Genomic DNA, 20,778 nt, shown 5'->3' with positions numbered 1-20,778 from the left:
TCCTGGGAATAACGTGATCCGACAGGAGAAGTCTCCGATGCAAAGCGCAATGGTTCTCGGCGGCGGCATGATCGGTGTGAGCGCCGCACTGCACCTGCAGCAGCGCGGCTGGACCGTCACGCTCGTCGATCGCAGGGAGCCGGGTCGCGAGACCAGCTATGGCAATGCCGGGATGATCCAGGCCGAAGCGGTCCGTCCCTATCCGATGCCGCGCGACCTTGCGACGCTGCTGAAGATCGCGACCGGCCGCACCAACGACGTGCGCTACAGCCTGTCGTCGCTTCACCGCCATATCGAGCCCCTGCTCCGCTATTGGTGGCATTCGGCGCCGAAACGGCATCGCGAGGCGATCGAGGCCTGGGCGCGACTGATCGCCTACGCGACTTCGGAACACGACATCCTCGTTCGCGAGGCACATGCCGACAATCTGATCCGCCGCGCAGGCTACCGGGCGCTGTACCGCAACGCCGCGGAGCTGGAGCTCTCGATCAAGGCCGCGGAGGAAGACCAGCGCGAATTCGGCGTGAATTTTCGCGTGCTGTCCGGCAGCGAGCTCGCCAAGGCCGAGCCGATCCTGCGCGACGATCTTCCCGGCGCGATCCATTGGCTCGACACCTGGACCGTGTCAGATCCCGGCGCCCTGGTCACGTCCTATGCCGAGCTGTTCGAGCGCCTCGGCGGCACCATCGTGCTCGGCGATGCGCAGTCGCTGCAGCAGACCGCAACCGGCTGGTCGGTCGCGACGGACCAGGGGCACCTCGACGCCGCCCACGCCGTCGTGACCCTCGGACCGTGGTCGCCCGACCTGCTGCACAAATTCGGTTATCGCATTCCGCTGGTCCGCAAGCGCGGCTACCACATGCATTACAGCGGCGGCGCCTCGCTCGATCTGCCGCTGGTCGACAAGGGCGGCGGCTACGCCATGGGGCCGATGGCGAAGGGAATCCGCATCACCACCGGCGCCGAATTGACCGGCATGGACGCCCTCGCCACGCCCGTGCAGCTCGCCAGCGCGGAAAGCTCCGCACGCGAGCTGATCGACCTCGGCCAACGCGTCGAGCCGGATCCGTGGTTCGGTACCCGCCCCTGCACCCCCGACATGCTGCCGGTGCTCGGGCAGGCTCCGCGTCATCCCGGCCTCTGGATGAATTTCGGCCACGGCCATCAGGGATTTACCCTTGGACCCGCGACCGGACGCCTGCTCGCCGAGATCATGAGCGGCGAGACGCCGACGATCGACCCGCTGCCGTATCGGCCGGAGCGGTTCTAGACTCGAAGAAAAGGGCTGATCGAGAATATCGACCAGCCCCGTTACTTCGAGCGCTCCCTCGATGTGGGCGATGCCGAGCGCCTTGATCTCATCGTTGGTGGCAACGGTCGGCCAGAGCCAGCCGACGCGTGCGCCGAGCACGATGGCGATCAGGGTTTCGCGCTTTATCGCCGGCGCTCGATCAGCCTGCGCGCCGCCGGCATCAACGTCGCGCCGAGCGCGTTCTTGATCAGCGAAGCCGCCACGAACGGCACGATGCCGACCTGCCAGGCCTTCGCAGCGCCGAGCCCGAGGCCGAACGCCAGCCAGCCGAAGCCGGCGGCCAGAATGACGACATGGCCAACGGCCATGGCTGCAAACAGCCGCGCCACGCTGCGATCCCAGCCGCGCTCGGCGAGCCAGCCGGTCACGAAGGCGGCCGCAATGAAGCCGAACAGATAGCCTGCGGTCGGGCCAATCAGCGGCGCAATCCCACCCACCGGTCCGGCAAAGACCGGCGCGCCAAGCGCGCCCTCGGCGAGGTAGGCGATCATCGTTGCGCTGCCAAGACGCCGGCCATAGGCCGCGCCGATCATCAGCACCACCAGCGTCTGCAACGTCATGGGCACATAGGGCAGCGGCAGGCTGACCTTGGCTGACAGCGCCATCAATGCGGTGCCGAGCCCAACCAGCACGACGGCACGCACTGCGCCGACGGTTTCGCCCGGCCGGGTCGGCCACATCAATGCGGCGAGAGAAAAATGTGGCGCGGCAGCGGTCGGGACGGATCGGTGGTCAGGCAAGATGAACTCCAGGAGCTGGTCGAAAACTGGCGGCTATTTAAGCCAGTGAGCGATCCGGTCAACTGCCTCGCGCATCTCTCCCGGCGAGCGTGCATACGAAAAACGAATGAACGATCGGCCGTGAACGGGATCGAAATCGAGGCCGGGCGTTGCCGCGACGCGTGCCTGCTCGAGCATCTGCTTGGCGAACTCGAAACTGTCGGAGGTGAAGTCCGAGACGTCGGCATAGAGATAAAATGCACCATCGGCCGGCAGGAATTTGCTGAGGCCGGCTTTCGGCAATCCCTCGATCAAAATCTGCCTGTTCTCCTGATAGCCGTGCTTGATCGCTTCCATCTCGGCCGCACCGTCGAAGGCGGCCTCTGCCGCGATCTGCGACAGCGCCGGCACCGAGATCGACAGGTTCTGCTGCAGCCGCTCGATCGGCCGCACCAGGATTTCGGGCACGACCATCCAGCCGACGCGCCAGCCCGTCATGCAAAAATACTTCGAGAACGAGTTGATCACGAGTGCGTGCTCGGACAGCGCAGCTGCGGTGACTGCCGGAAACGCATAATCGAGCCCATGATAGATCTCGTCCGAGATGAAGCGGATGCCCGCGTCTTCGGCGGCCGCCATCAGGCCGGCGAGCGCTTCGCGCGACATCATCGTCCCCGTCGGGTTGGCGGGGCTGCCGACCAGTACGCCTTTCAGCGGCGCCTTGCGATGGGCGGCGAGCAATGCCTCGCCGGTGAGCGCATGGCGCGTCTCGTTCGTGGTCTCGATCAGCACCGGCTCGCAACCGAGCGCGGTCAGGATGTGCCGGTAGGGCGGATAACCCGGCACCGTCACGGCGACGCGGTCGCCCGGCTCGAACATCGACAGGAAGGCCAGGATGAACCCGCCCGAGGAGCCGGTGGTCACCACAATCCGCTCGGGGCTGACGTCGCAGCCATAGGCGTCGCGATAATGGCGTGCGATGCGCGCGCGCAAGGAGGGGATGCCGAGCGCGGAGGTATAATCGATCCGCCCGGTCTCGAGCGCCATATGGGCGGCGGCAATCGCCGTCCTGGGCGCGCTGGCCGCGGGCTGGCCGACCTCCATGTGGATGACATGGCCGCCGGCGGCCTCGATCCGGGCCGCCGCGGCCATGACGTCCATCACCATGAACGGGGGAACATCGCTGCGGCGGGAGGGCTCGAGCCACTGCCCCAACCGGTTCCTTAAAGTCGCATCGTGCATCGATTTCTGCTATTTCGCTGGCGGGCCGGCGCCTCCGGCCCGGGAACGGGGCGCTTGCGCCCCAGACTGGCCGCATTGTGCGGCTCATAAGAGGAACGGCTCACAAGGGCATATCGCGTATCCGGGCCGCCGCCAATCGCCAAACCCATCACGAAACTGCTTTCCAGATCGTTTGACCAACACCGTTTGATGTCGCTCCAGATCGCATTGCGCAAGAAGGCTTCCGCCCTCACCGCCCTCGTCACGGCCGCGGCGATCGCGCTGACGCCGTTCTCCGCCGCGCACGCGCAAGCCAAGGGGCCGCCGGTCCTGCGCGACACCGAGACCGAGCAACTGCTGCGCGAATATACGCGCCCGATCCTGCGCGCCGCGGGTCTGGAGAAGCAGAACATCCAGATGGTGATCCTCAACGACGGCTCGTTCAACGCGTTCGTCGCCGATGGCCGCCGCATCTTCGTCAATTACGGCGCGATCCTTCAATCGGAGACGCCGAACCAGATCATCGGCGTGCTCGCGCACGAGACCGGGCATCTGGCGGGCGGCCATCTGTCCAAGCTGCGCGAGCAACTCGCCGCCGCCCAGACCCAGATGATCATCGCGATGCTGCTCGGCGCCGGCGCGATCGCCGCGGGCAGCGCCCAGCGCGGCACCGGCAACAACGGGCTCGCCAATGTCGGCGCCGCCGCCATGTCCGCTCCCCAGGAGGTGATCCGCCGGTCGCTGTTGTCCTATCAGCGCCAGCAGGAGGAGAACGCCGACCGCGCCGGCGTGCGATTCCTGACCGCGACCCAGCAATCGCCGAAGGGCATGTACGAGACCTTCAAGCGCTTCACCAGCGAGAGCCTGTTCGCCGCGCGCGGCGCCGACCCCTATCTCCAGTCGCATCCGATGCCGGCCGAGCGCGTTGCCGCGCTGCAGGAGTTCGCAAGCTCCAGCCCCTATTGGAGCAAGAAGGACGATCCCGCGCTTCAGCTTCGCCACGACATGGTTCGCGCCAAGATATCCGCCTTCATGGAGCGGCCGGAGACGGTGTACCGCCGCTATCCGCTCTCGAACGACAGCATGCCGGCGCGCTATGCCCGCGCCATCAGCACCTATCTGCACGGGGACTTGCGCAGCGCCCTCGCCCAGATCGATGCGCTGATCCAGGTTCAGCCGAGCAATCCGTACTTCTACGAGGTGCGCGGCCAGGCCTTGCTGGAAAGTGGCAAGGCCGCCGAGGCCATCGCGCCCCTGCGCAAGGCTGCCGCACTCTCGAACAACTCGCCCCTCATCGAGATGTTACTTGGGCAGGCTCTGGTTGGAACCGATAATAAGGCCTACACCGATGACGCCGTTCGGATTCTCCGCGCCGCGGTGGCGCGGGAGCCCGAGGCCATCCTCGGTTACAGCCAGCTCGCGATGGCCTATGGCCGGAAGGGAGATTATGCCGAGGCGGATCTCGCATCGGCCCAGGCCGCGTACTTGCGCGGCGACAACAAGACCGCCCGCGAGCTCGCCACGCGCGCGAAAACCCGTTTTGCCGTCGGCACGCCTGGATGGGTCAAGGCCGACGACATCGTGGCGGCCAAGCCGCCGCGCAACTGACGAGAACGACGCCAAACCTAAAGACGCCTTGCACCACGACGTCACGACACCGAGCTTTGACGCCGCCGGGACGTTTCCGAAACCTGCTTTGGATAAGAGGATTTGCCTATGCCTTCGCTGCGCTCGCTTGCTCCCGCGCTGTTTGCGCTCGCCATGTTCGGCGCAGTTGCGCCGGCCGCTGCCGACAGCTTCTCCGACCCGCAGCGCACCGAGATCGAGAAAATCATCAAGAACTATCTCGTGAGCCATCCCGAGGTGCTCGAGGAGGCCATGGCCGAACTCAGCAAACGTCAGGCCGCGGCCGAAACGAAGAAGCATGAAGCGAGCGTCGCGCAGAACGCCGAGGCGATCTTCAACTCGCCGCGACAGGTCGTGCTCGGCAACAAGGACGGCGACGTCACCTTCGTCGAGTTCTTCGACTACAATTGCGGCTACTGCAAGCGCGCGATGGACGACATGCTGACCATCATGAAGAGCGATCCGAAGCTGAAGGTCGTGCTGAAGGAGTTTCCGGTTCTGAGCCAGGGCTCGGTCGAAGCGGCGCAGGTCGCGGTCGCCGTGCGCATGCAGGATCCCACCGGCAAGAAATATCTCGACTTCCACCAGAAGCTGCTCACCGGGCGCGGCGCCGCCGACAAGGCGCGCGCGCTTCAAGCGGCCAAGGAAGCCGGCCTCGACATCGCGAGGATCGAGAAGGACATCGGCAGCCCCGAGGTGCGCGCCACCATCGAGGAGAACTTCAAGCTCGCCGAAGCGATGGGCATGAACGGCACGCCGAGCTACGTCATCGGCAAGCAGATCGTGATCGGCGCCGTCGGCGTCGAAAGCCTCAGGGAAAAGATCGGCATCGCCCGCTGCGGCAAGGCAACCTGCTGATCACAGGTTTTGCGATATTCGGAAAACGCGACAAGGCCGGCTGGAAAGCCGGCCTTTCTTCTTGCGCCGAACCTTGGCGTCTTCGCGCAAAGTCATTCATCTGGCGTTCAACAAACAAATGCCGCGGAACAGACGAAGTTCCGGAACAACTCAAATCTCCTTTCGTTGTCGGCGCGGGCAATGACGCAAGAAACACGTGAGGAGAATTTCGATGTTGAACCGCTTCATGATCTCAGTTGCCGCAGCCGCACTCGTCGCGGGCACCGGTCTCGCCAACGCACAGGGCACCATGGGCCGCGACAGCGGTGGTGGCGCCGGTGGCGCACAGATGCAGCAGTCGCAGCCTTCCGGCGGCGCTGCTGAGCGCGGCGGCTCGATGGGCCGCGATTCCATGAGCCATGACAAGGGCACTGTCGGCCAGTCCGGCGGCTCCAGCTCCATGAAGTCCGAAGACAAGTCCGGCGCGATGAAGGACGAGCGTTCCTCGGGCGGCGCGATGAACAAGAACGCCGAAGACAAGGCCGGCACCAAGGGCCAGCGCACCGACGATCGCGCGCAGGGCCAGATGGACAAGTCCCAGGACAAGTCCAAGAGCATGAGCCAGGACACCACCAAGTCCGGCAAGGACAAGGACATGAAGGCTGAGGGCAGCAAGAGCGGCACCTCGACCAACAACGCCGAGACCCAGAAGGGTACCGGCACGAGCACCAACCAAAATGCTCAGGGCCAGACCGGCACCAGCACCAACCAGAACGCCCAGGGCCAGAGCTCGACTTCGACCACGGTCGGCCAGGCGGGCGCCGCCGCGAAGCTTTCGACCGAGCAGCGGACCCAGATCACCTCGGTGATCCGCGAGCAGCGGGTGACCCCGGTGACCAACGTGAACTTCTCGATCTCGGTCGGCACCCGCGTGCCGCGCGAGGGCATTACCTTCCACACCTTGCCGTCCCGGGTCGTGTCAATCTATCCGGAGTGGCGGACCTACAAGTACATCCTGGTCAAGGAAGAGATCGTGATCATCAATCCGGACACCTACGAAATCGTGGCGGTCCTGAACGTCTAAGCCGGATCACCGGCAGTCGCAGGGGGCGGGCAGCAATGCCCGCCCCCTTTGCGGTTGCCGGCAGCCATGGTTCGGGCTGGTTAACAAGCAATTTCCGTAGCTTCCGCACAGATTTTTGCAGCCAGGATGAGGTACCTGAGGGCCCCTCGAAGGTCCTTCAAGGCTTCCCCTGGGACGCTTTGTTACCTATAACCCCGCCACGCCGAAGCACCTCTTCCGGGATTGGAATGGCAGAACCCGCAACCGACACGATCCTCGTCCTGAACGGGCCGAACCTCAACATGTTGGGGACGCGCGAGCCGGAGAAGTATGGCCACGCGACGCTGGCCGACGTCGAGGCGCTGTGCCGGGAGACGGCGGCGACGTTCGGCCTCAAGGCCGATTGCCGGCAGTCCAACCGCGAGGGCGAGCTGATCGACTTCATCCACGAGGCGCATCGGCGCAAGATGAAGGGCATCATCGTCAATGCCGGCGGTTATTCCCACACCTCGATCGCGCTGCACGACGCGCTGCTCGCGGTTCAGATCCCGACGGTCGAGGTGCATGTGACCAACATCCACGCCCGCGAGAGCTTTCGTCATCACTCCTATACGGCACGCGCGGCCTTCGCCTCGCTCTGCGGTTTCGGCATCGAGGGCTACCGCCTCGCCATCCAGGGCCTCGCCGCCAAGCTTGCCATCAAGCCCAAAGCCTGAAGCTCCCTCATCAAACAGAACATTCGGATCAAACAACATGGCGCGCCAGCCAGACGACAAAGCAGCCGCAAAGTTTTCCAGCGAGGATTCCGCGCTCGTCCGCGAGCTCGCGCTCCTGCTCGATGAGACCAGCCTCAGCGAGATCGAGATCGAGCGCGCGGGCCTGCGCCTGCGCGTCGCCCGCAACATCAGCGTGGCTGCGACCATGCCGGTGCCGATGGCTGCGGCTCCCGCCGCCCTGCCGGGTGTCCCCGCCGCGACCGCCGCCGCCGGGCCCGACCTGTCGAAGCATCCCGGCGCGGTCAGCTCGCCGATGGTCGGCACCGCCTATTGGGCGCCCGAGCCGGGCGCCAAGCCGTTCATCGAGGTCGGCAGCAAGGTCTCGGTCGGACAGACGCTGCTGATCATCGAAGCCATGAAGACCATGAACCAGATCCCCTCGCCGCGCGCCGGCACGGTGACGCAGATCCTGGTCGAGGACGGCCAGCCGGTCGAGTACGGCGAGCCGCTCGTCATCATCGAGTGAGGCAGTGGCGAATAGCGCGTAGCGACCAGCTGCTCCACCCTATTCGCCATTCGCCATTCCCCATTCGCCCCTGAGGCAACATGTTCGACAAGATCCTCATAGCCAATCGCGGCGAGATCGCCCTTCGCATCCTCAGGGCGTGCAAGGAGCTCGGCATCGCGACCGTCGCCGTACACTCCACCGCCGACGCCGACGCCATGCATGTGCGCCTGTCGGACGAGAGCGTCTGCATCGGCCCGCCGGCGTCCAAGGACAGCTATCTCAACGTCCCCGCGCTGCTCGCGGCCTGTGAGATCACCGGCGCCGATGCCGTGCATCCCGGCTACGGCTTCCTGTCGGAGAATGCGCGCTTCGCGGAGATCCTCGCCGAGCACAATCTGCATTTCATCGGCCCCAAGGCCGAGCATATCCGCCTGATGGGCGACAAGATCGAGGCCAAGAAGACCGCCAAGAGGCTCGGCATTCCCGTGGTTCCCGGCTCAGACGGCGCCGTCGGCCCCGACGACGACGCCCTGGCCATCGCTCGGGAGATCGGCTTTCCCGTGCTTGTGAAGGCGGCGGCCGGCGGCGGCGGCCGCGGCATGAAGGTCGCCCACAGCGAGGCAGATCTGCAGGTGGCGCTGTCGACGGCGGCCAACGAGGCCAAATCCGCCTTCGGCGATGCCTCGGTCTACCTGGAGAAATACCTCCAGAAGCCGCGCCACATCGAAATCCAGATCCTCGGCGACGGCCGCGGCGGCGCGATCCATCTCGGCGAGCGCGACTGCTCGCTGCAGCGCCGCCACCAGAAGGTCTGGGAGGAAGGCCCCTCGCCCGTGCTCGCCGCCGCAGCGCGCGCCAAGATCGGCGAGACCTGCGCCAAGGCAATGCGCGAGATGAAATATCTCGGCGTCGGCACCATCGAATTCCTGTTCGAGGACGGCGAATTCTACTTCATCGAGATGAACACCCGAATCCAGGTCGAGCATCCCGTCACCGAGAGCATCACCGACATCGACCTCGTGCTGGAGCAGATCCGCATCGCTGCCGGCGGTGACCTGCCGGCCAAGCAGGACGAGGTCCAGGTCATCGGCCACGCCATCGAGTGCCGCATCAACGCCGAGAATCCCCAGACCTTCCGTCCCTCGCCCGGCCGCATCCTGCAATACCATCCCCCGGGCGGCCTGGGGGTGCGGATCGATTCCGCCGTCTACCAGGGCTACACGATCCCGCCCTATTACGATTCCCTGGTCGGCAAGCTGATCGTGCACGGCAAGACCCGCGCCGAGTGCCTGATGCGGCTCCGGCGGGCGCTGGACGAGATGGTGGTGGAAGGCATCGAAACCACGCTGCCGCTGTTTAGGGCTTTGGTGCGCGAAGGCGACATCATCAACGGCGACTACCACATCCACTGGCTGGAGCAGTATCTGGCCGGCCAGGTGGAACCTGCCCCGCGATAAACCACTTTCGCCATGGAACCCTTTGGCCCCGATTGCGTTCTGGACGCGGGGACAGTTCCAAGGGGGCGTTTTGACTTCCGCGAGACGTGACAGAGTGAGGCCGTCGTGACGGCCGAGGCGCAACGACGGCGGGCTTTTTGGCAGATCCTGCTGATCGCGGCGGGTCTTCTGGTGCTGACCGTGATCAGCGCCGGCTCGGTCTACCTCGTCAACGAGGCGCGGGAAGACAGCAAATGGGTGCTCCACACCATCGAGGCGCAGAGCCAGATCAATGCCCTGTTGCTCGAGATCCGCCGTGCCGAGAGCAGCGCCCGCGGCTTTCTCCTGACGCAAGGCGCGGATTTCCAGTCGGATCACGAGAAAGCCGTCGCCGCGATCATTCCGGCGCTCGACAAGCTCACGCGCCAGATCGGCGACAATCCGGCGCAACGCGACAGCATCGAGAAGCTGAGCGCGGCCATCGAGACCCGGCTCGACCAGTTTTCGCGGGAGATGAGCTTCGTCAAGCAGGGGCAGCTCGACCGCGCCACGGAGCTCGTCCGCGAGGCCGCCCGCGGCAACACCACGACCACGATCACCAACCAGGCCAACGCGATGATCCGCGAGGAGGAGCGGCTGTTTCGGCTCCGCACCGCCAACTCCGACCGCAGCCAGACCCTGGCCGCATCGATGACCGGCATCGGCTCCGGCCTCGTCGTGCTGCTGGCCATGATCTCGACCTGGCTGGTGCGGCGCTCGGCCCGCGCCCGTGACGAGGCCGAAGCGCGCCTGCGCGACGCCAACGTCAATCTGGAATCCATCGTCGACGAGCGCACGGCGGACCTGCGCGAAGCCAATGACGAGATCCAGCGCTTCGCCTATATCGTCAGCCACGACCTGCGCTCGCCGCTCGTCAACATCATGGGCTTCACCAGCGAGCTGGAAGAGCTCGGCGGCGACATCTTCCGCCGCATCGGCAGCCTCGCCCATGTCTCTGCCGACGGTGCGCCGCTGGCGCCCGCCGGCCCTGGCGAGATCGCGCTCGAAGGCGCCGACAAGCAGCTATCCGAGGACTTCTCCGAAGCGCTCGGCTTCATCAAGTCTTCGATCGCCAAGATGGACCGGCTGATCTCGGCGATCCTCAACCTCACCCGCGAGGGCCGCCGCGAATTCCAGCCGGTCAAGATCGACACACGCGAGCTGATCGAGGCCATTGTGACCACGCTGGCCCACCAGGCGGACGAGGCGCAGGCCCAGATTCATGTCGAGCCGCTGCCGAATGTCGTGAGCGACCGGCTCGCGCTCGAGCAGATTTTCTCCAATCTGATCGACAATGCCATCAAATATCTCAAGCGCGGCGTGCCCGGAGAGATTAGAATTCGCGGGCGGACCAAGCTCGGGTACGCTATCTTCGAGATCAGCGACAACGGCCGGGGGATCGACCCGAAGGATCACCAGCGGATATTCGACCTGTTCCGCCGCGCCGGAACCCAGGACAAGCCCGGCCAGGGCATTGGTCTTGCGCATGTGCGTGCACTTGTGCGTCGCCTCGGCGGCACCATGTCGGTATCATCGGAACTGAACGCGGGCAGCACCTTCACGATCACGCTGCCGATCGCCTGGAACGTGAACAACCGGAACAGAGATCGATGACCCAGCCTGTCACCATCATCATGATCGAGGACGACGAGGGACACGCCCGCCTGATCGAGCGCAACATCCGCCGCTCGGGCGTCAACAACGAGATCGTCTCCTTCACCAACGGCACCGATGCGATGCAGCACCTGTTCGGCGCCGACGGCAGCGGCCTCGTCCAGAAGGGCAACGCGCTGCTGATCCTGCTCGATCTCAACCTGCCCGACATGACCGGGATCGACATCCTGAGGCAGATCAAGGAAAACAAATATCTGAAGGCGTCGCCCGTGGTGGTCCTGACCACCACCGACGATTCCCAGGAAATCAAGCGCTGCTACGAGCTCGGCTGCAACGTGTACATCACCAAGCCCGTCAACTACGAGAATTTCGCCAATGCCATCCGGCAGCTCGGCCTGTTCTTCTCGGTCATCCAGGTCCCGCCCGCCGCCCCATGAACCAGCGCACGCCAACCCTGCTCTACATCGACGACGACCGTGCGCTGGCGCACCTGGTCGAACGCGGCCTGACGCGGCGCGGCTACAGGGTCGTCCATGCCGCGAGCGGCGAGGAAGGCCTGGAGCGCATCCGCCGCGCTCGTGCCGAGGGCGGCATCGACGTGGTCGCGCTCGACCAGTACATGCCGGGTCTCGACGGGCTGGAGACGCTCGAGCAGATCATGGCGATCCCGGACGCTCCGCCCGTCGTGTTCGTCACGGCCTCGCAGGATTCCAGCATCGCCGTCACCGCGCTGAAGGCCGGCGCGTCCGATTATCTCGTCAAGGACGTCACCGGCGATTTCATCCCCCTGCTCCACGTCGCGGCCGAGGGCGCGCTGCGCCAGGCCGAATTGCAGAAGGCGCGAGAGGAAGCCGAAGCCGAGATCCATGCCTCGCGCGACCGCTACGCAGCTCTTGCCGCCGAACGCGAGCTGCTGCTGCGCGAGGTCAATCACCGCGTCGGCAACTCGCTCCAGATCATCGCCTCTCTGCTGCACCTCCAGGCAAGCTCGGCCGCGCAGGACGAGGTCAAGGCAGCGCTGACCAACGCGATGGGCCGTGTCGCCGCGGTCGCGCAAGTGCACCGGCGCCTCTACACCTCGCAGGACCTCAAGAGCGTGGTGCTGAACCAGTATCTGGAGTCCCTGCTCGAGGATCTCCGCCGCTCGGCCGAAGGTAACCGGATGTCGCGCCTGACGCTGAAGGCCGAGCCGATCGAGATCGATCCGGACCGCGCGGTTGCCGTCGGCATCATCGTCAACGAGCTGGTGATGAACGCCGTGAAATACGCCTATCCCGACGGCGCCGGCCCGATCCATGTCGATCTGACCGCGCAAGGCGACGATCTCTTGCTGTCGATCGCCGACAACGGCGTCGGCGACGCCGTCAAGGCCGATCCGCGCTCCACCGGCATGGGCCAGCGCATCGTCGCGGCCATGGCCGCCAAGCTCGACGCCTCGGTCGAGCGCGATCCCGCGCATTCCGGAACCCGGGTCGTGCTGAAGTTCGCTCGCGTGCCCGCAAGCCCGGGCAAGACCAGCACCGCTGCCGTCGGCTGACCTCGCGCTGCCGTTGCGGCCCATCGCAACGGCCTCCCGATCCTGCTATCATCGCGAACCATGACTTCGCGCGACTCCGCTCCGTCTGAAATCACCCCGGCCGTGCTGCTGCGCGCTTACGCCTGCGGCATCTTCCCGATGGCGGAAAGCGCCGACGATCCGACCCTGTTCTGGGTCGAGCCGGAATTTCGCGGCGTCATCCCGCTCGACGGATTTCGCGTCGCCTCGCGGCTTGCGCGCACGGTGCGCTCGGACGTGTTTCGCGTGACCGTCAACACCGCGTTCAAGGCAACGATCGCGGGCTGCGCCGCGCCGCAGGCCGGGCGCGAGGACACCTGGATCAACAAGCGCATCCGCGACCTCTATGGCGGCCTGTACCAGCTCGGCCATTGCCACAGCGTCGAAGCCTGGCAGGGCGATGATCTCGTCGGCGGGCTGTACGGCGTCAGCCTGGGGCGGGCCTTCTTCGGCGAGAGCATGTTTCACACCGCGCGCGACGCCTCGAAGGTCGCGCTGGTGCATCTGGTCGCGCGGCTCATTCACGGCGGCTTCGAGCTGCTCGACACCCAATACGTCACCGAGCATCTGAAGAGCTTTGGCGCGGTCGAGATCTCGCGGCGGCGCTACACCGCGCTGCTCGACAAGGCGCTGGCCGGCGAGCCCGGCGATTTCCTCAGGCTCTCACCCGGCGAGGCCATCCCGGGCGCGCGCGCACTCGAGATCATCGCTTCAAGGCAATAGGACCCGATCAGCTAAGCGCTGATGCTTCACCTCTCCCGACGGGAGAGGTCGGAGCGCATCGAAGATGCGGTCCGGGTGAGGGGTTACGGTCCAACCAAAGTGCCAAGGCCCCTCACCCGCTTTACTGCGCAAATCGACCTCCCCGACGGGGAGAGGTGAACCATGGCCTAGCGGCCAAACCCGGGAATACCGAACAGACCCGGCCGCTGCTCCGGCGGCGGGGGCGGCGGGGGCGCCGGTTGCTGCTGCTGGATCGGCGGCAGAGGTTGCGGCGGACGCTGCTGCACCTGCTTCGGCGCAGCCTTCTTCTGTGCGGGCGGCGGTGGCGGCGGCGGCTTGGCCGCCGGATCCGGCGCCGCCGTCGCAATGGTCTGCTGCGGCTCTTTGCAGTCGGTAAGCCAGATGTCGTAGATCGGATGCTCGACGCCGTGCAGGCCCGGGCTTGCCGCGTACATCCAGCCGGAGAAGATGCGCTTTACCTCCCCCTGCAAGGTGATCTCGTCGACCTCGACGAAGGCATCGGTGTTGGTGGCCTCCGTCGCCGGCCGCGTGTAGCAGGCGTCGGTCTTGACCCTGAGCGCGCCGAACTGAACGGTCTCGCCGATCTCCTCGTCGAAATTGATGATGCGGCCGGTGATCTTGTCGAGGCCGGAGAAGGTCGCCTTCTTGTTCACGATCTTCTGCGCCGGTGGCTCGGTCACGACCTCGTCACCCGGCTGCAGACTTGCCGGGGTCTGCGGCACGGCGCCCGGAGCGCCCTTCTGCTGCGGCTGACGACCGGGCGCGCCCGGCACACCGGGCGGCGCGATCGCCGCGGAGGGCGGCTGGTTCGGCGGAGCCACAGTGGAGCCTGGCGGCGGCGCCAGCGGCTGGGTCTCGACCGGCCCCGGCATCACGTTCCCCTGCCGGCCCGGCGGCGGCGGCATCGGGCGCGACGGCAGCACGCGGCCCTGCGGCGGCAGCTCCGGCACCTCCTCGTCATCGTCGGGGATCTGCTGCGGCTGCGGCTGGCCGCGCGGAATGGTGCCGGGCGGCCGCAGCGGCGGCGGATCGGAAAAGATCGTGCCGATTTGCGCCTGAGCCGGCGTCGCAACCGTCAGCGCGGTGGCGGCCAAAAGCGCCGCAAGACCTGTCAGGGTAATGGTTCGAAACATCTCGCGCGGCTTCAACAGCGAATCGGGCTTGTTGGACATTCTATAGGGGTTACCGCCGCTCGCAGGCCATCCGGTTAACACGGCGAATACGGCGGGGGAAGGGCGGCATCCCTGCCCTTCCCGGCCCCATCTGGCCAGACCGGGTCCCGAATGGGATAGTCAATCAGCCCCTCCCAGGGGCGCGGGGCCGGCATCGCCCCCCAAACGACGTCCAACCAGACCGGAAACCCCGAGGTCGCCCCATGCCCGTTGTGCTCGATCCCGATGCCGCCGCCGTCTACAGGGCTTTCCAGGACGCCGGCCGCCCGGCCTACGAGACCCTGACCGCGCCGGAGGCCCGCGCTTATTATTCGCAGGCGCGCTTTGCCACCAATCCTGACGCCCCCGAGCTTGCCCGCGTCGCCTCGCTCTCGATCCCAGCCCCGCACGGTACGATTCCCGCCCGTCTCTATGTTCCCAAGGAGCCGCGCCGGCACGACGGCCTGTCGCCGGCCCTGGTGTTCTTCCGCGGCGGCGGCTGGGTGATCGGCGACCTCGACTCCCACGACGTCGTCTGCCGTCAGCTCGCGGTCGAAGGCGCGCTGATCGTGATCTCGGTCGACTACCGCCTCGCGCCCGAGCACAAATTTCCCGCCGCCACCGAGGACGCGGTGGCCGCGACCCAATGGATTGCCGCCAACGCGCGCGAGCTCGGCATCGACGCTTCACGCCTCTCGATCGGGGGCGACAGCGCCGGCGGCAATCTCACCGCAGTCGTCGCGCTCGCCGCGCGCGACGCTGGCGGCCCTGCACTCGCGGGCCAGGTGCTGATCTATCCCGCCACCGATTTCGCCATGACGCACGGCTCCCACAGCGAGCCCGAGACCAGCGTGCTGCTGACGCATTCGGTGATCCGCTGGTTTCGCGACCATTATCTCAACGGCGCCGCCGACATCCACGACTGGCGCGCTTCGCCTGCGCGTGCGCCAAGCCTGGCCGGCCTGCCGCCGGCCTATGTGCTGACCGCCGGCGCCGATCCCTTGCGCGATGAAGGCAACGAATATGCCGTGCGGCTGAAGCAGGCCGGCGTGCCCGTGACGACCAGGCACTATCCCGGCCAATTCCACGGCTTCTTCACCATGGGCAAGCTGTTGCGAGAGGCCAATGTTGCCGTCGGCGAGATCGGCGCGTGGTTGAAGGGATTGGGCTGAAACGCCGTTCCGCATGGCTTCTCCGCTCCAAACCATCGCCGCCCTGCCGCTGCGCGTCCTGACCTGGCTGGGCAACCAGGGCACGCGCGGGGTCGCCGCCATCGTGTTCATCGCAGCCGCGGTGCCGCCGCTCGGCGCATTGCTGCGTCCTTATCTCACCGAGGCGATCCTCTGCCTACTCTGCATCTCCTTCATGCGGGTCGATCTGGCCGCGCTCTACAGCCATCTGCGCCGACCGGCGCTGGTTGCGACCGCCACGGCCTGGACCACGATCGGGGTGCCGCTGATCGTCGGCCTAATCGCGCATGCAACCGGCCTCACGGCTCGCGCGCCCGGGCTGTCGCTCGCATTGATGCTGCAGAGCATGGCCTCGCCGATGATGGCCTCGCCGGCCCTCGCCGCGCTGATGGGGCTCGATGCCACGCTCGTGCTGATCACGCTGGTGACCTCGACCGCGCTGGTGCCCTTCACGGCCTCGCTGTTCGCCGGCCTCTTCCTCGGCGACATGCTCAGCATCACGCCGCTCACACTCGGCCTGAAACTGCTGGGCATCCTCGCCGCATCGCTGCTGGCCGCGACAGCCATCCGGTGGATCTTCGGCGCGGAGGCGATCCAGCGTCACAAGACGCCGATCGACGGTCTCAACATCATCATCCTCTTCATCTTCGCCGCGGCGATCATGGGCGACGTCGTGAGCGACTTTCTGGCACAGCCGCTTCTCACCATCAGCCTCGCAGCCCTGTCCTTCGCGATCTACTTCGCCCTGCTCGCCATCACCACGCTGCTGTTCCGCCGCGTCGGCACCGAGCGCGCGCTGGCACTGGGACTGATGGTGTCACAGCGCAATCTCGGCCTGATGCTGGCAGCTACCGCCGGGGTGCTGCCGCCAACGACCTGGCTCTATTTCGCCCTGACGCAGTTTCCCATTCATCTTGCGCCGTACATCCTGATGCCGATCGCACGGCGCCTGACCGCGCGCGCAGATTCATCCCGCCGCGTGCCGGCAAATGGCACCCCATAGGGATGCCCTCGTCAATTCTGGGATGTCGAAGTGAGCCACGGCCGTTCCCTCATTTGCACCGACGCAGTCGAGGAACCTCAATTCGGCGATCCCGTTGAAGCCTCGCACCGCAAGGAGGTTCGCGATGAGGTTTGCCACAATCCTGGTTCTCGGCTCGCTCGCCATGGCCTCGGCAGCAAGAGCAGATCAACCCGGGCCTGACTGGATGCCGATGGAGCAGGTCAAGGCCAAGGTCATGGAATCCGGCTATTCGCAGGTGACCAAGCTTGAAGCCGACGACGGCCGATGGGAGGGCGAAGGCGTCAAGAACGGACAGAAGATGGAATTCCATGCCGATCCCAAGTCCGGCGTTATCGTGAGCGAAAAGCCGGATCGCTAGGCATCTCTGCTCGATGTGGACGTCGCGACTCCGCGGGGCGCCCGAGTTCGAGAGCACACGCCCTAGCCCGCCCGCGCCGCACGCCGCAGCGCCTGCGGCGGCTGACCGAAGGCACGGATGAAGGCGCGGCGCATGCGCTCGGGGTCGCGAAAGCCGGTCGCCTCCGCGACGAGCTCGATGCCCTCGCGCGAGGACTGCACGCGCTCGCGCGCGACCTCGAGCCGAAGCCGCTCGATCGCCTTGGATGGCGTCGTGCCGGTCTCGGCGGCGAAGGCGCGGGCAAAATGCCGTGCGCTCATGCCGGCGCGGTCGGCGAGATCCTCCACCGTCAGCGGCGCGTCGAGATTTTCACGCGCCCAGGACAACAGCGCGCCGAAGCGGCCGTTCGGCGCCTTCAGCTCCAGCAGCGAGGAAAACTGCGACTGGCCGCCGCTGCGGCGATGATAGAGCACGAGCTGCCGCGCGGCGGCCCGCGCGACCTCCTCGCCATGGTCCTCGGTGACCATCGCGAGCGCGAGGTCGATGCCCGCGGTGATGCCGGCCGAGGTCCAGACATTGCCGTCGCGGGTGAATATCTGGTCGGGCTCGAACTTCACCTTCGGATAGCGCGCGACGAAGTCGCGCGTGCGCCCCCAATGCGTGGTGGCGCGGCGGCCGTCGAGCAGGCCTGCTTCAGCCAGCACATAGGCGCCCGAGCAGACGCTCGCGACCCGCACGCCGCGCCGCGCCAGCCGCTGCACGAAGGCCCGTGTGGCCTCGCAGCGCGCGGCATCCGCAACGCCGACGCCGCCCGCGATCACCAGCGTGGTGATCGCATTCGCCGACTTGAAATCGCGCGCCATCATCTCGACGCCTGACGAGCTTCGCACCGCTCCCGCATTCAGCGCCAGCACCCGCAGCGCCAGCGGCTTGCCGGCGCAGCGTGCCGCGACCTCGAACACCGAGATCGGGCCGGCCGCATCGAGCAGCTGGAAATCCGGGAAGATCAGGAGGCCGATCATAGCTCTGTCCGAAATAGTGGGAATTATGCCATTTCGGACACAAAGGCAGCATGCCAATCTTCGCCCGTCAAGCTCATCTTTGGAGGATCCGCCAATGTCGTCCCCGTTCCAGATCGGACTTCTGATATTCCCGCGCGTGACCCAGCTCGACTTCACCGGCCCCTTGCAGGTGTTTTCCATGGTGCCCGGCGCAAAGCTGCACTTGATCTGGAAGCGGATCGAGCCGGTGCCGAGCGATTCCGTGCTGACGCTGACGCCGACCACGACATTCGCCGACTGCCCGCAGCTCGACGTGATCTGCGTGCCCGGCGGCGGCGGCACCAACGACTTGCTGGACGATGACGAGGTGCTCGACTTCCTGCGCCGGCAGGCCGAGGGCGCAAAATACGTCACCTCCGTCTGCACGGGATCGCTGGCGCTCGGCGCTGCCGGCCTGCTCAAGGGCTACCGCGCCGCGACCCATTGGAGCGCGATGGAGATGCTCGGCCAGTTCGGCGCGACGCCAACAAAGACGCGCGTCTGCATCGACCGCAACCGCATCACCGGCGGCGGCGTCACCGCCGGCATCGATTTCGCGCTGACGCTGGTGTCGATCCTGGTCGATCGCACCACCGCGCAAGCGATCCAGCTCCAGATGGAATACAACCCGGCTCCGCCGTTCAATTCCGGCTCGCCCGACACGGCGCCGGCCGAAGTGATGACCCTGCTCCGCGAGCGCGGCGCGCAAAACCACGCGCGGCGGCTGGAGGCAGTGAAGCGCGCCGCCGAGCGGGTCGCGTAGCGCGCGTCGATGCCCCCATGGACGCGCCGCAGCGCGTAGCGCTGCTGCGCAGAGCCGGGACCCAGCAAGCCACACTGTCTGCGGCAACACAGGCCCCGGCTCTGCAGCGCACCGTCGAAGAGACGCTGCGCTGCGTCCGGGGCACGAGATCTCCTCAAAGAAAAAGGCCGCTCGGTTTCCCAAGCGGCCTTTCCTGTCTTACGGCGGCTGCACATTCACATCGGGCGATGTCGGAGCTTCCAGACCGGGGGCCTATCTCCCGATCGAGTCCTACTCGGCGGCCGCTGCATCTCGGGACAGTCGCGAACTGTTGCCCGAACCGAACGCAATGGTCTCCCATCTCCGTAAGATGGGCTCATTGAGCCGCATCGCTGGCGCGGCTGCAACGTCCACGCAAACGCCATCCCCGCTGTTCCCGTTGTCCACAGCGGCGGGAGGCGGATGCGGGTGCATCCAATTGAACGATGAAGATCGCGGGCTGAAGGACTAGCCAGGGGTCCAGGGCTGATAGTCGCCGGTCGCCTTCGGACGCTTGCCGCTGGCGAGGGTCGATCCTGAGGGACGATAGGCCTTGGCCGTGCCGGTGAGATTCGGCTGGTGCGGCTTCTCCCACTCGCGCGGCTGGTAATTGGCCTCGGTCGGCGGCACATCGACGACGTGATGAATCCAGCCGTGCCAGGACGGCGGGATCCGGCTCGCTTCGGCATAGCCGTTATAGACCACCCAGCGCCGCTCGAAGCCCAGAGTCGGATCGATCGCCCCGCCGCGGGTGCGATAGTAGAGATTGCCCTGCTCGTCCTGGCCGACCAGCTCCCCGTACCTTTTGGTCCAGAGTTGGGTGCCAAAAGTCTGGCCGTTCCACCAGGTGAAGAACTTGAGGAAGAATTGTTTCATGCGGCAAGGGCCCTGCTTCGTCGGGCCCTGATGCCATCCGGCCGGCGAAATGTCCAGTTCGGCGGCGCGGTGCTGCCTGGGCGCGTGCGCAGCCGCGACCCAGGGCATGGCCGCAAATCGGACGCGATCCGTTCATGCCGGGTACAGCGGCCGCGCGCGAGGCTCCCTTCACGCGCAAACCGGCGTGATCCCAGGAACCACTGCTCCTTCATAGGGTTTGCTTTCCGGGAAAGGAGTTTACCATGAACAATCTGAGAGTTTTGAGCGCAGCCGCGACGCTGGCGCTCATTCTACCCATGACCACACCGGGCTTCGCCCAAGATCGCGCCGCAGGTGCCGGCGGTGCCGGCGTACATGTCGGCGGTGGCGGCGGCGGAGCGCATATCGGCGGCGGTGGCGGCGGAGCCCGGATGGGCGGCGGCGCCGCGATGCACGGCGGTGGCGGCAGTTTCGCTGCAGGTGCCGCGGCACGTTCAGGCGGCGACAGTTTCGCGGCCGGTGCAGCGGTTCGTCCAAGCGGCGGCACGTCCTTCACCGGTGGCGCAGCCCGCAACTTCGCAGCCGCCAACGGCGGCACCTGGCAAAACCGCGGCGGCAGCTGGAGCGGCGGTAGTCATTGGAGCGGAGGACGGCACCATCATCACCACCGTCGCGGCGGCTTCTGGCCGGGCTTCGCGGCTGGCGCGGCGATTGGCGGCCTGGGCTCATACGCCTATTACGGCAGCAACTATGGCTATTACAGCGACCCCTATTACTACGACAGCTATTATGACGAACCGACGGTCGCGGTGGTCCCTGGCGGCGGCGATTCCTCAGCCTATTGTGCGCAGCGCTTCAAGTCATATGACCCGGCTTCGGGCACCTATCTCGGTTATGACGGCCGACGGCATCCCTGCCCGTAACCACTCGAGCCTCGCGTAACGGAAGGCGTCGCAGCGCTGCGACGCCTTTTCCGTGCACCGGGCACATCTTCGTGATGTCGCCTCCAG

General features: G+C 66.3%; 21 protein-coding genes. 16 read left to right on the top strand and 5 right to left on the bottom strand.

Translation table 11 applies throughout. From position 1 onward, the window contains the following. Positions 1–37: 37 nt before the first annotated feature. Positions 38–1,270, top strand: coding sequence for an FAD-binding oxidoreductase (locus DCM80_RS26990; RefSeq protein WP_257194480.1), 1,233 nt, complete (start codon positions 38–40; stop codon positions 1,268–1,270). Between the two features lie 164 nt (positions 1,271–1,434). Here DCM80_RS26990 and DCM80_RS26985 read toward each other — a convergent pair whose 3' ends face one another. Together DCM80_RS26985 and DCM80_RS26980 are read right to left on the bottom strand one after the other, a co-directional pair. Continuing rightward, positions 1,435–1,992 carry a biotin transporter BioY gene (locus DCM80_RS26985; RefSeq protein WP_257198074.1) on the bottom strand — a complete coding sequence of 186 codons (558 nt, stop codon included), beginning with the start codon at positions 1,990–1,992 and terminating at the stop codon, positions 1,435–1,437. 93 nt (positions 1,993–2,085) lie between these two features. Beyond that, complete coding sequence (locus DCM80_RS26980; RefSeq protein ID WP_257194479.1) at positions 2,086–3,273, bottom strand: pyridoxal phosphate-dependent aminotransferase; 1,188 nt, start codon at positions 3,271–3,273, stop codon at positions 2,086–2,088. A gap of 189 nt (positions 3,274–3,462) precedes the next feature. Between DCM80_RS26980 and DCM80_RS26975 the strand changes: the two genes are divergently transcribed. From DCM80_RS26975 to aat, 10 genes are all read left to right on the top strand, one after another. After that, on the top strand, positions 3,463–4,860 hold the full coding sequence (locus DCM80_RS26975) for a M48 family metalloprotease (RefSeq protein ID WP_257194478.1): 1,398 nt from the start codon (positions 3,463–3,465) through the stop codon (positions 4,858–4,860). A 108-nt stretch (positions 4,861–4,968) separates the two neighbouring features. Next, complete coding sequence (locus DCM80_RS26970; protein WP_257194477.1) at positions 4,969–5,736, top strand: DsbA family protein; 768 nt, start codon at positions 4,969–4,971, stop codon at positions 5,734–5,736. A 211-nt stretch (positions 5,737–5,947) separates the two neighbouring features. Then, positions 5,948–6,799 carry a DUF1236 domain-containing protein gene (locus tag DCM80_RS26965; protein ID WP_028136674.1) on the top strand — a complete coding sequence of 284 codons (852 nt, stop codon included), beginning with the start codon at positions 5,948–5,950 and terminating at the stop codon, positions 6,797–6,799. Between the two features lie 227 nt (positions 6,800–7,026). After that, a complete protein-coding gene (gene aroQ / locus DCM80_RS26960) occupies positions 7,027–7,494 on the top strand; it encodes a type II 3-dehydroquinate dehydratase (RefSeq protein ID WP_028136675.1) in 468 nt (155 codons plus the stop codon). Positions 7,495–7,531: 37 nt separating this feature from the next. Continuing rightward, entirely contained in the window at positions 7,532–8,020 is a 489-nt protein-coding gene (gene accB, locus DCM80_RS26955) for an acetyl-CoA carboxylase biotin carboxyl carrier protein (RefSeq protein WP_028136676.1), read from the top strand. Between the two features lie 80 nt (positions 8,021–8,100). Further along, a complete protein-coding gene (gene accC, locus DCM80_RS26950; RefSeq protein ID WP_257194476.1) occupies positions 8,101–9,459 on the top strand; it encodes an acetyl-CoA carboxylase biotin carboxylase subunit in 1,359 nt (452 codons plus the stop codon). A gap of 105 nt (positions 9,460–9,564) precedes the next feature. Then, positions 9,565–11,091, top strand: a complete 1,527-nt coding sequence (locus DCM80_RS26945) for a CHASE3 domain-containing protein (protein WP_257194475.1) — start codon at positions 9,565–9,567, stop codon at positions 11,089–11,091. After that, complete coding sequence (locus tag DCM80_RS26940; RefSeq protein WP_028136679.1) at positions 11,088–11,528, top strand: response regulator; 441 nt, start codon at positions 11,088–11,090, stop codon at positions 11,526–11,528. Before DCM80_RS26945 ends, DCM80_RS26940 begins: the two co-directional genes overlap by 4 nt. After that, on the top strand, positions 11,525–12,628 hold the full coding sequence (locus DCM80_RS26935) for a sensor histidine kinase (protein WP_257194474.1): 1,104 nt from the start codon (positions 11,525–11,527) through the stop codon (positions 12,626–12,628). Before DCM80_RS26940 ends, DCM80_RS26935 begins: the two co-directional genes overlap by 4 nt. Positions 12,629–12,688: 60 nt before the next feature. Continuing rightward, on the top strand, positions 12,689–13,369 hold the full coding sequence (aat, locus tag DCM80_RS26930; RefSeq protein WP_028136681.1) for a leucyl/phenylalanyl-tRNA--protein transferase: 681 nt from the start codon (positions 12,689–12,691) through the stop codon (positions 13,367–13,369). A 167-nt stretch (positions 13,370–13,536) separates the two neighbouring features. On the opposite strand, the gene DCM80_RS26925 is transcribed toward aat, so the two are convergent. After that, on the bottom strand, positions 13,537–14,562 hold the full coding sequence (locus DCM80_RS26925; RefSeq protein ID WP_257194473.1) for a DUF2155 domain-containing protein: 1,026 nt from the start codon (positions 14,560–14,562) through the stop codon (positions 13,537–13,539). A gap of 203 nt (positions 14,563–14,765) precedes the next feature. Here DCM80_RS26925 and DCM80_RS26920 point away from each other — a divergent pair, with 203 nt between their 5' ends. The 3 genes from DCM80_RS26920 (at position 14,766) to DCM80_RS26910 (ending at position 17,113) form a co-directional block, all read left to right on the top strand. Continuing rightward, the gene (locus tag DCM80_RS26920; RefSeq protein ID WP_257194472.1) at positions 14,766–15,713 is read left to right on the top strand and encodes an alpha/beta hydrolase; all 948 of its coding nucleotides are present in this window, start codon (positions 14,766–14,768) and stop codon (positions 15,711–15,713) included. Positions 15,714–15,726: 13 nt separating this feature from the next. Beyond that, the gene (locus DCM80_RS26915; protein WP_257194471.1) at positions 15,727–16,734 is read left to right on the top strand and encodes a Na+-dependent transporter; all 1,008 of its coding nucleotides are present in this window, start codon (positions 15,727–15,729) and stop codon (positions 16,732–16,734) included. Positions 16,735–16,858: 124 nt separating this feature from the next. Continuing rightward, the gene (locus DCM80_RS26910; protein WP_257194470.1) at positions 16,859–17,113 is read left to right on the top strand and encodes a PepSY domain-containing protein; all 255 of its coding nucleotides are present in this window, start codon (positions 16,859–16,861) and stop codon (positions 17,111–17,113) included. A 62-nt stretch (positions 17,114–17,175) separates the two neighbouring features. Here the strand turns inward: DCM80_RS26910 and DCM80_RS26905 are convergent, their stop codons facing one another. After that, positions 17,176–18,114 carry a GlxA family transcriptional regulator gene (locus DCM80_RS26905; protein WP_257194469.1) on the bottom strand — a complete coding sequence of 313 codons (939 nt, stop codon included), beginning with the start codon at positions 18,112–18,114 and terminating at the stop codon, positions 17,176–17,178. A 94-nt stretch (positions 18,115–18,208) separates the two neighbouring features. On the opposite strand from DCM80_RS26905, the gene DCM80_RS26900 reads away from it, so the two are divergent. After that, positions 18,209–18,895 carry a DJ-1/PfpI family protein gene (locus tag DCM80_RS26900; RefSeq protein WP_257194468.1) on the top strand — a complete coding sequence of 229 codons (687 nt, stop codon included), beginning with the start codon at positions 18,209–18,211 and terminating at the stop codon, positions 18,893–18,895. Between the two features lie 486 nt (positions 18,896–19,381). On the opposite strand, the gene DCM80_RS26895 is transcribed toward DCM80_RS26900, so the two are convergent. Further along, on the bottom strand, positions 19,382–19,789 hold the full coding sequence (locus DCM80_RS26895) for an NADH:ubiquinone oxidoreductase subunit NDUFA12 (protein ID WP_028136688.1): 408 nt from the start codon (positions 19,787–19,789) through the stop codon (positions 19,382–19,384). A 242-nt stretch (positions 19,790–20,031) separates the two neighbouring features. Between DCM80_RS26895 and DCM80_RS26890 the strand changes: the two genes are divergently transcribed. Further along, on the top strand, positions 20,032–20,691 hold the full coding sequence (locus tag DCM80_RS26890) for a BA14K family protein (RefSeq protein ID WP_257194467.1): 660 nt from the start codon (positions 20,032–20,034) through the stop codon (positions 20,689–20,691). Positions 20,692–20,778 lie beyond the last annotated feature (87 nt).

Origin of the sequence: Bradyrhizobium sp. WBOS08 (genome assembly GCF_024585125.1) — a bacterium.
Taxonomy (GTDB): Bacteria; Pseudomonadota; Alphaproteobacteria; order Rhizobiales; family Xanthobacteraceae; genus Bradyrhizobium; species Bradyrhizobium japonicum_B.
Note: the sequence above shows the minus strand (reverse complement) of the source record. Positions and strands in the feature narration are given on the sequence as shown.

Coding starts and splice junctions, on each gene's coding strand:
- DCM80_RS26990 (WP_257194480.1), top strand. CDS start 38: ATGCAAAGCGCAATGGTTCTCGGCGGCGGCATGATCGGTGTGAGCGCC.
- DCM80_RS26985 (WP_257198074.1), bottom strand. CDS start 1,992: ATGTGGCCGACCCGGCCGGGCGAAACCGTCGGCGCAGTGCGTGCCGTC.
- DCM80_RS26980 (WP_257194479.1), bottom strand. CDS start 3,273: ATGCACGATGCGACTTTAAGGAACCGGTTGGGGCAGTGGCTCGAGCCC.
- DCM80_RS26975 (WP_257194478.1), top strand. CDS start 3,463: ATGTCGCTCCAGATCGCATTGCGCAAGAAGGCTTCCGCCCTCACCGCC.
- DCM80_RS26970 (WP_257194477.1), top strand. CDS start 4,969: ATGCCTTCGCTGCGCTCGCTTGCTCCCGCGCTGTTTGCGCTCGCCATG.
- DCM80_RS26965 (WP_028136674.1), top strand. CDS start 5,948: ATGTTGAACCGCTTCATGATCTCAGTTGCCGCAGCCGCACTCGTCGCG.
- aroQ (WP_028136675.1), top strand. CDS start 7,027: ATGGCAGAACCCGCAACCGACACGATCCTCGTCCTGAACGGGCCGAAC.
- accB (WP_028136676.1), top strand. CDS start 7,532: ATGGCGCGCCAGCCAGACGACAAAGCAGCCGCAAAGTTTTCCAGCGAG.
- accC (WP_257194476.1), top strand. CDS start 8,101: ATGTTCGACAAGATCCTCATAGCCAATCGCGGCGAGATCGCCCTTCGC.
- DCM80_RS26940 (WP_028136679.1), top strand. CDS start 11,088: ATGACCCAGCCTGTCACCATCATCATGATCGAGGACGACGAGGGACAC.
- DCM80_RS26935 (WP_257194474.1), top strand. CDS start 11,525: ATGAACCAGCGCACGCCAACCCTGCTCTACATCGACGACGACCGTGCG.
- aat (WP_028136681.1), top strand. CDS start 12,689: ATGACTTCGCGCGACTCCGCTCCGTCTGAAATCACCCCGGCCGTGCTG.
- DCM80_RS26925 (WP_257194473.1), bottom strand. CDS start 14,562: ATGTCCAACAAGCCCGATTCGCTGTTGAAGCCGCGCGAGATGTTTCGA.
- DCM80_RS26920 (WP_257194472.1), top strand. CDS start 14,766: ATGCCCGTTGTGCTCGATCCCGATGCCGCCGCCGTCTACAGGGCTTTC.
- DCM80_RS26915 (WP_257194471.1), top strand. CDS start 15,727: ATGGCTTCTCCGCTCCAAACCATCGCCGCCCTGCCGCTGCGCGTCCTG.
- DCM80_RS26910 (WP_257194470.1), top strand. CDS start 16,859: ATGAGGTTTGCCACAATCCTGGTTCTCGGCTCGCTCGCCATGGCCTCG.
- DCM80_RS26905 (WP_257194469.1), bottom strand. CDS start 18,114: ATGATCGGCCTCCTGATCTTCCCGGATTTCCAGCTGCTCGATGCGGCC.
- DCM80_RS26900 (WP_257194468.1), top strand. CDS start 18,209: ATGTCGTCCCCGTTCCAGATCGGACTTCTGATATTCCCGCGCGTGACC.
- DCM80_RS26895 (WP_028136688.1), bottom strand. CDS start 19,789: ATGAAACAATTCTTCCTCAAGTTCTTCACCTGGTGGAACGGCCAGACT.
- DCM80_RS26890 (WP_257194467.1), top strand. CDS start 20,032: ATGAACAATCTGAGAGTTTTGAGCGCAGCCGCGACGCTGGCGCTCATT.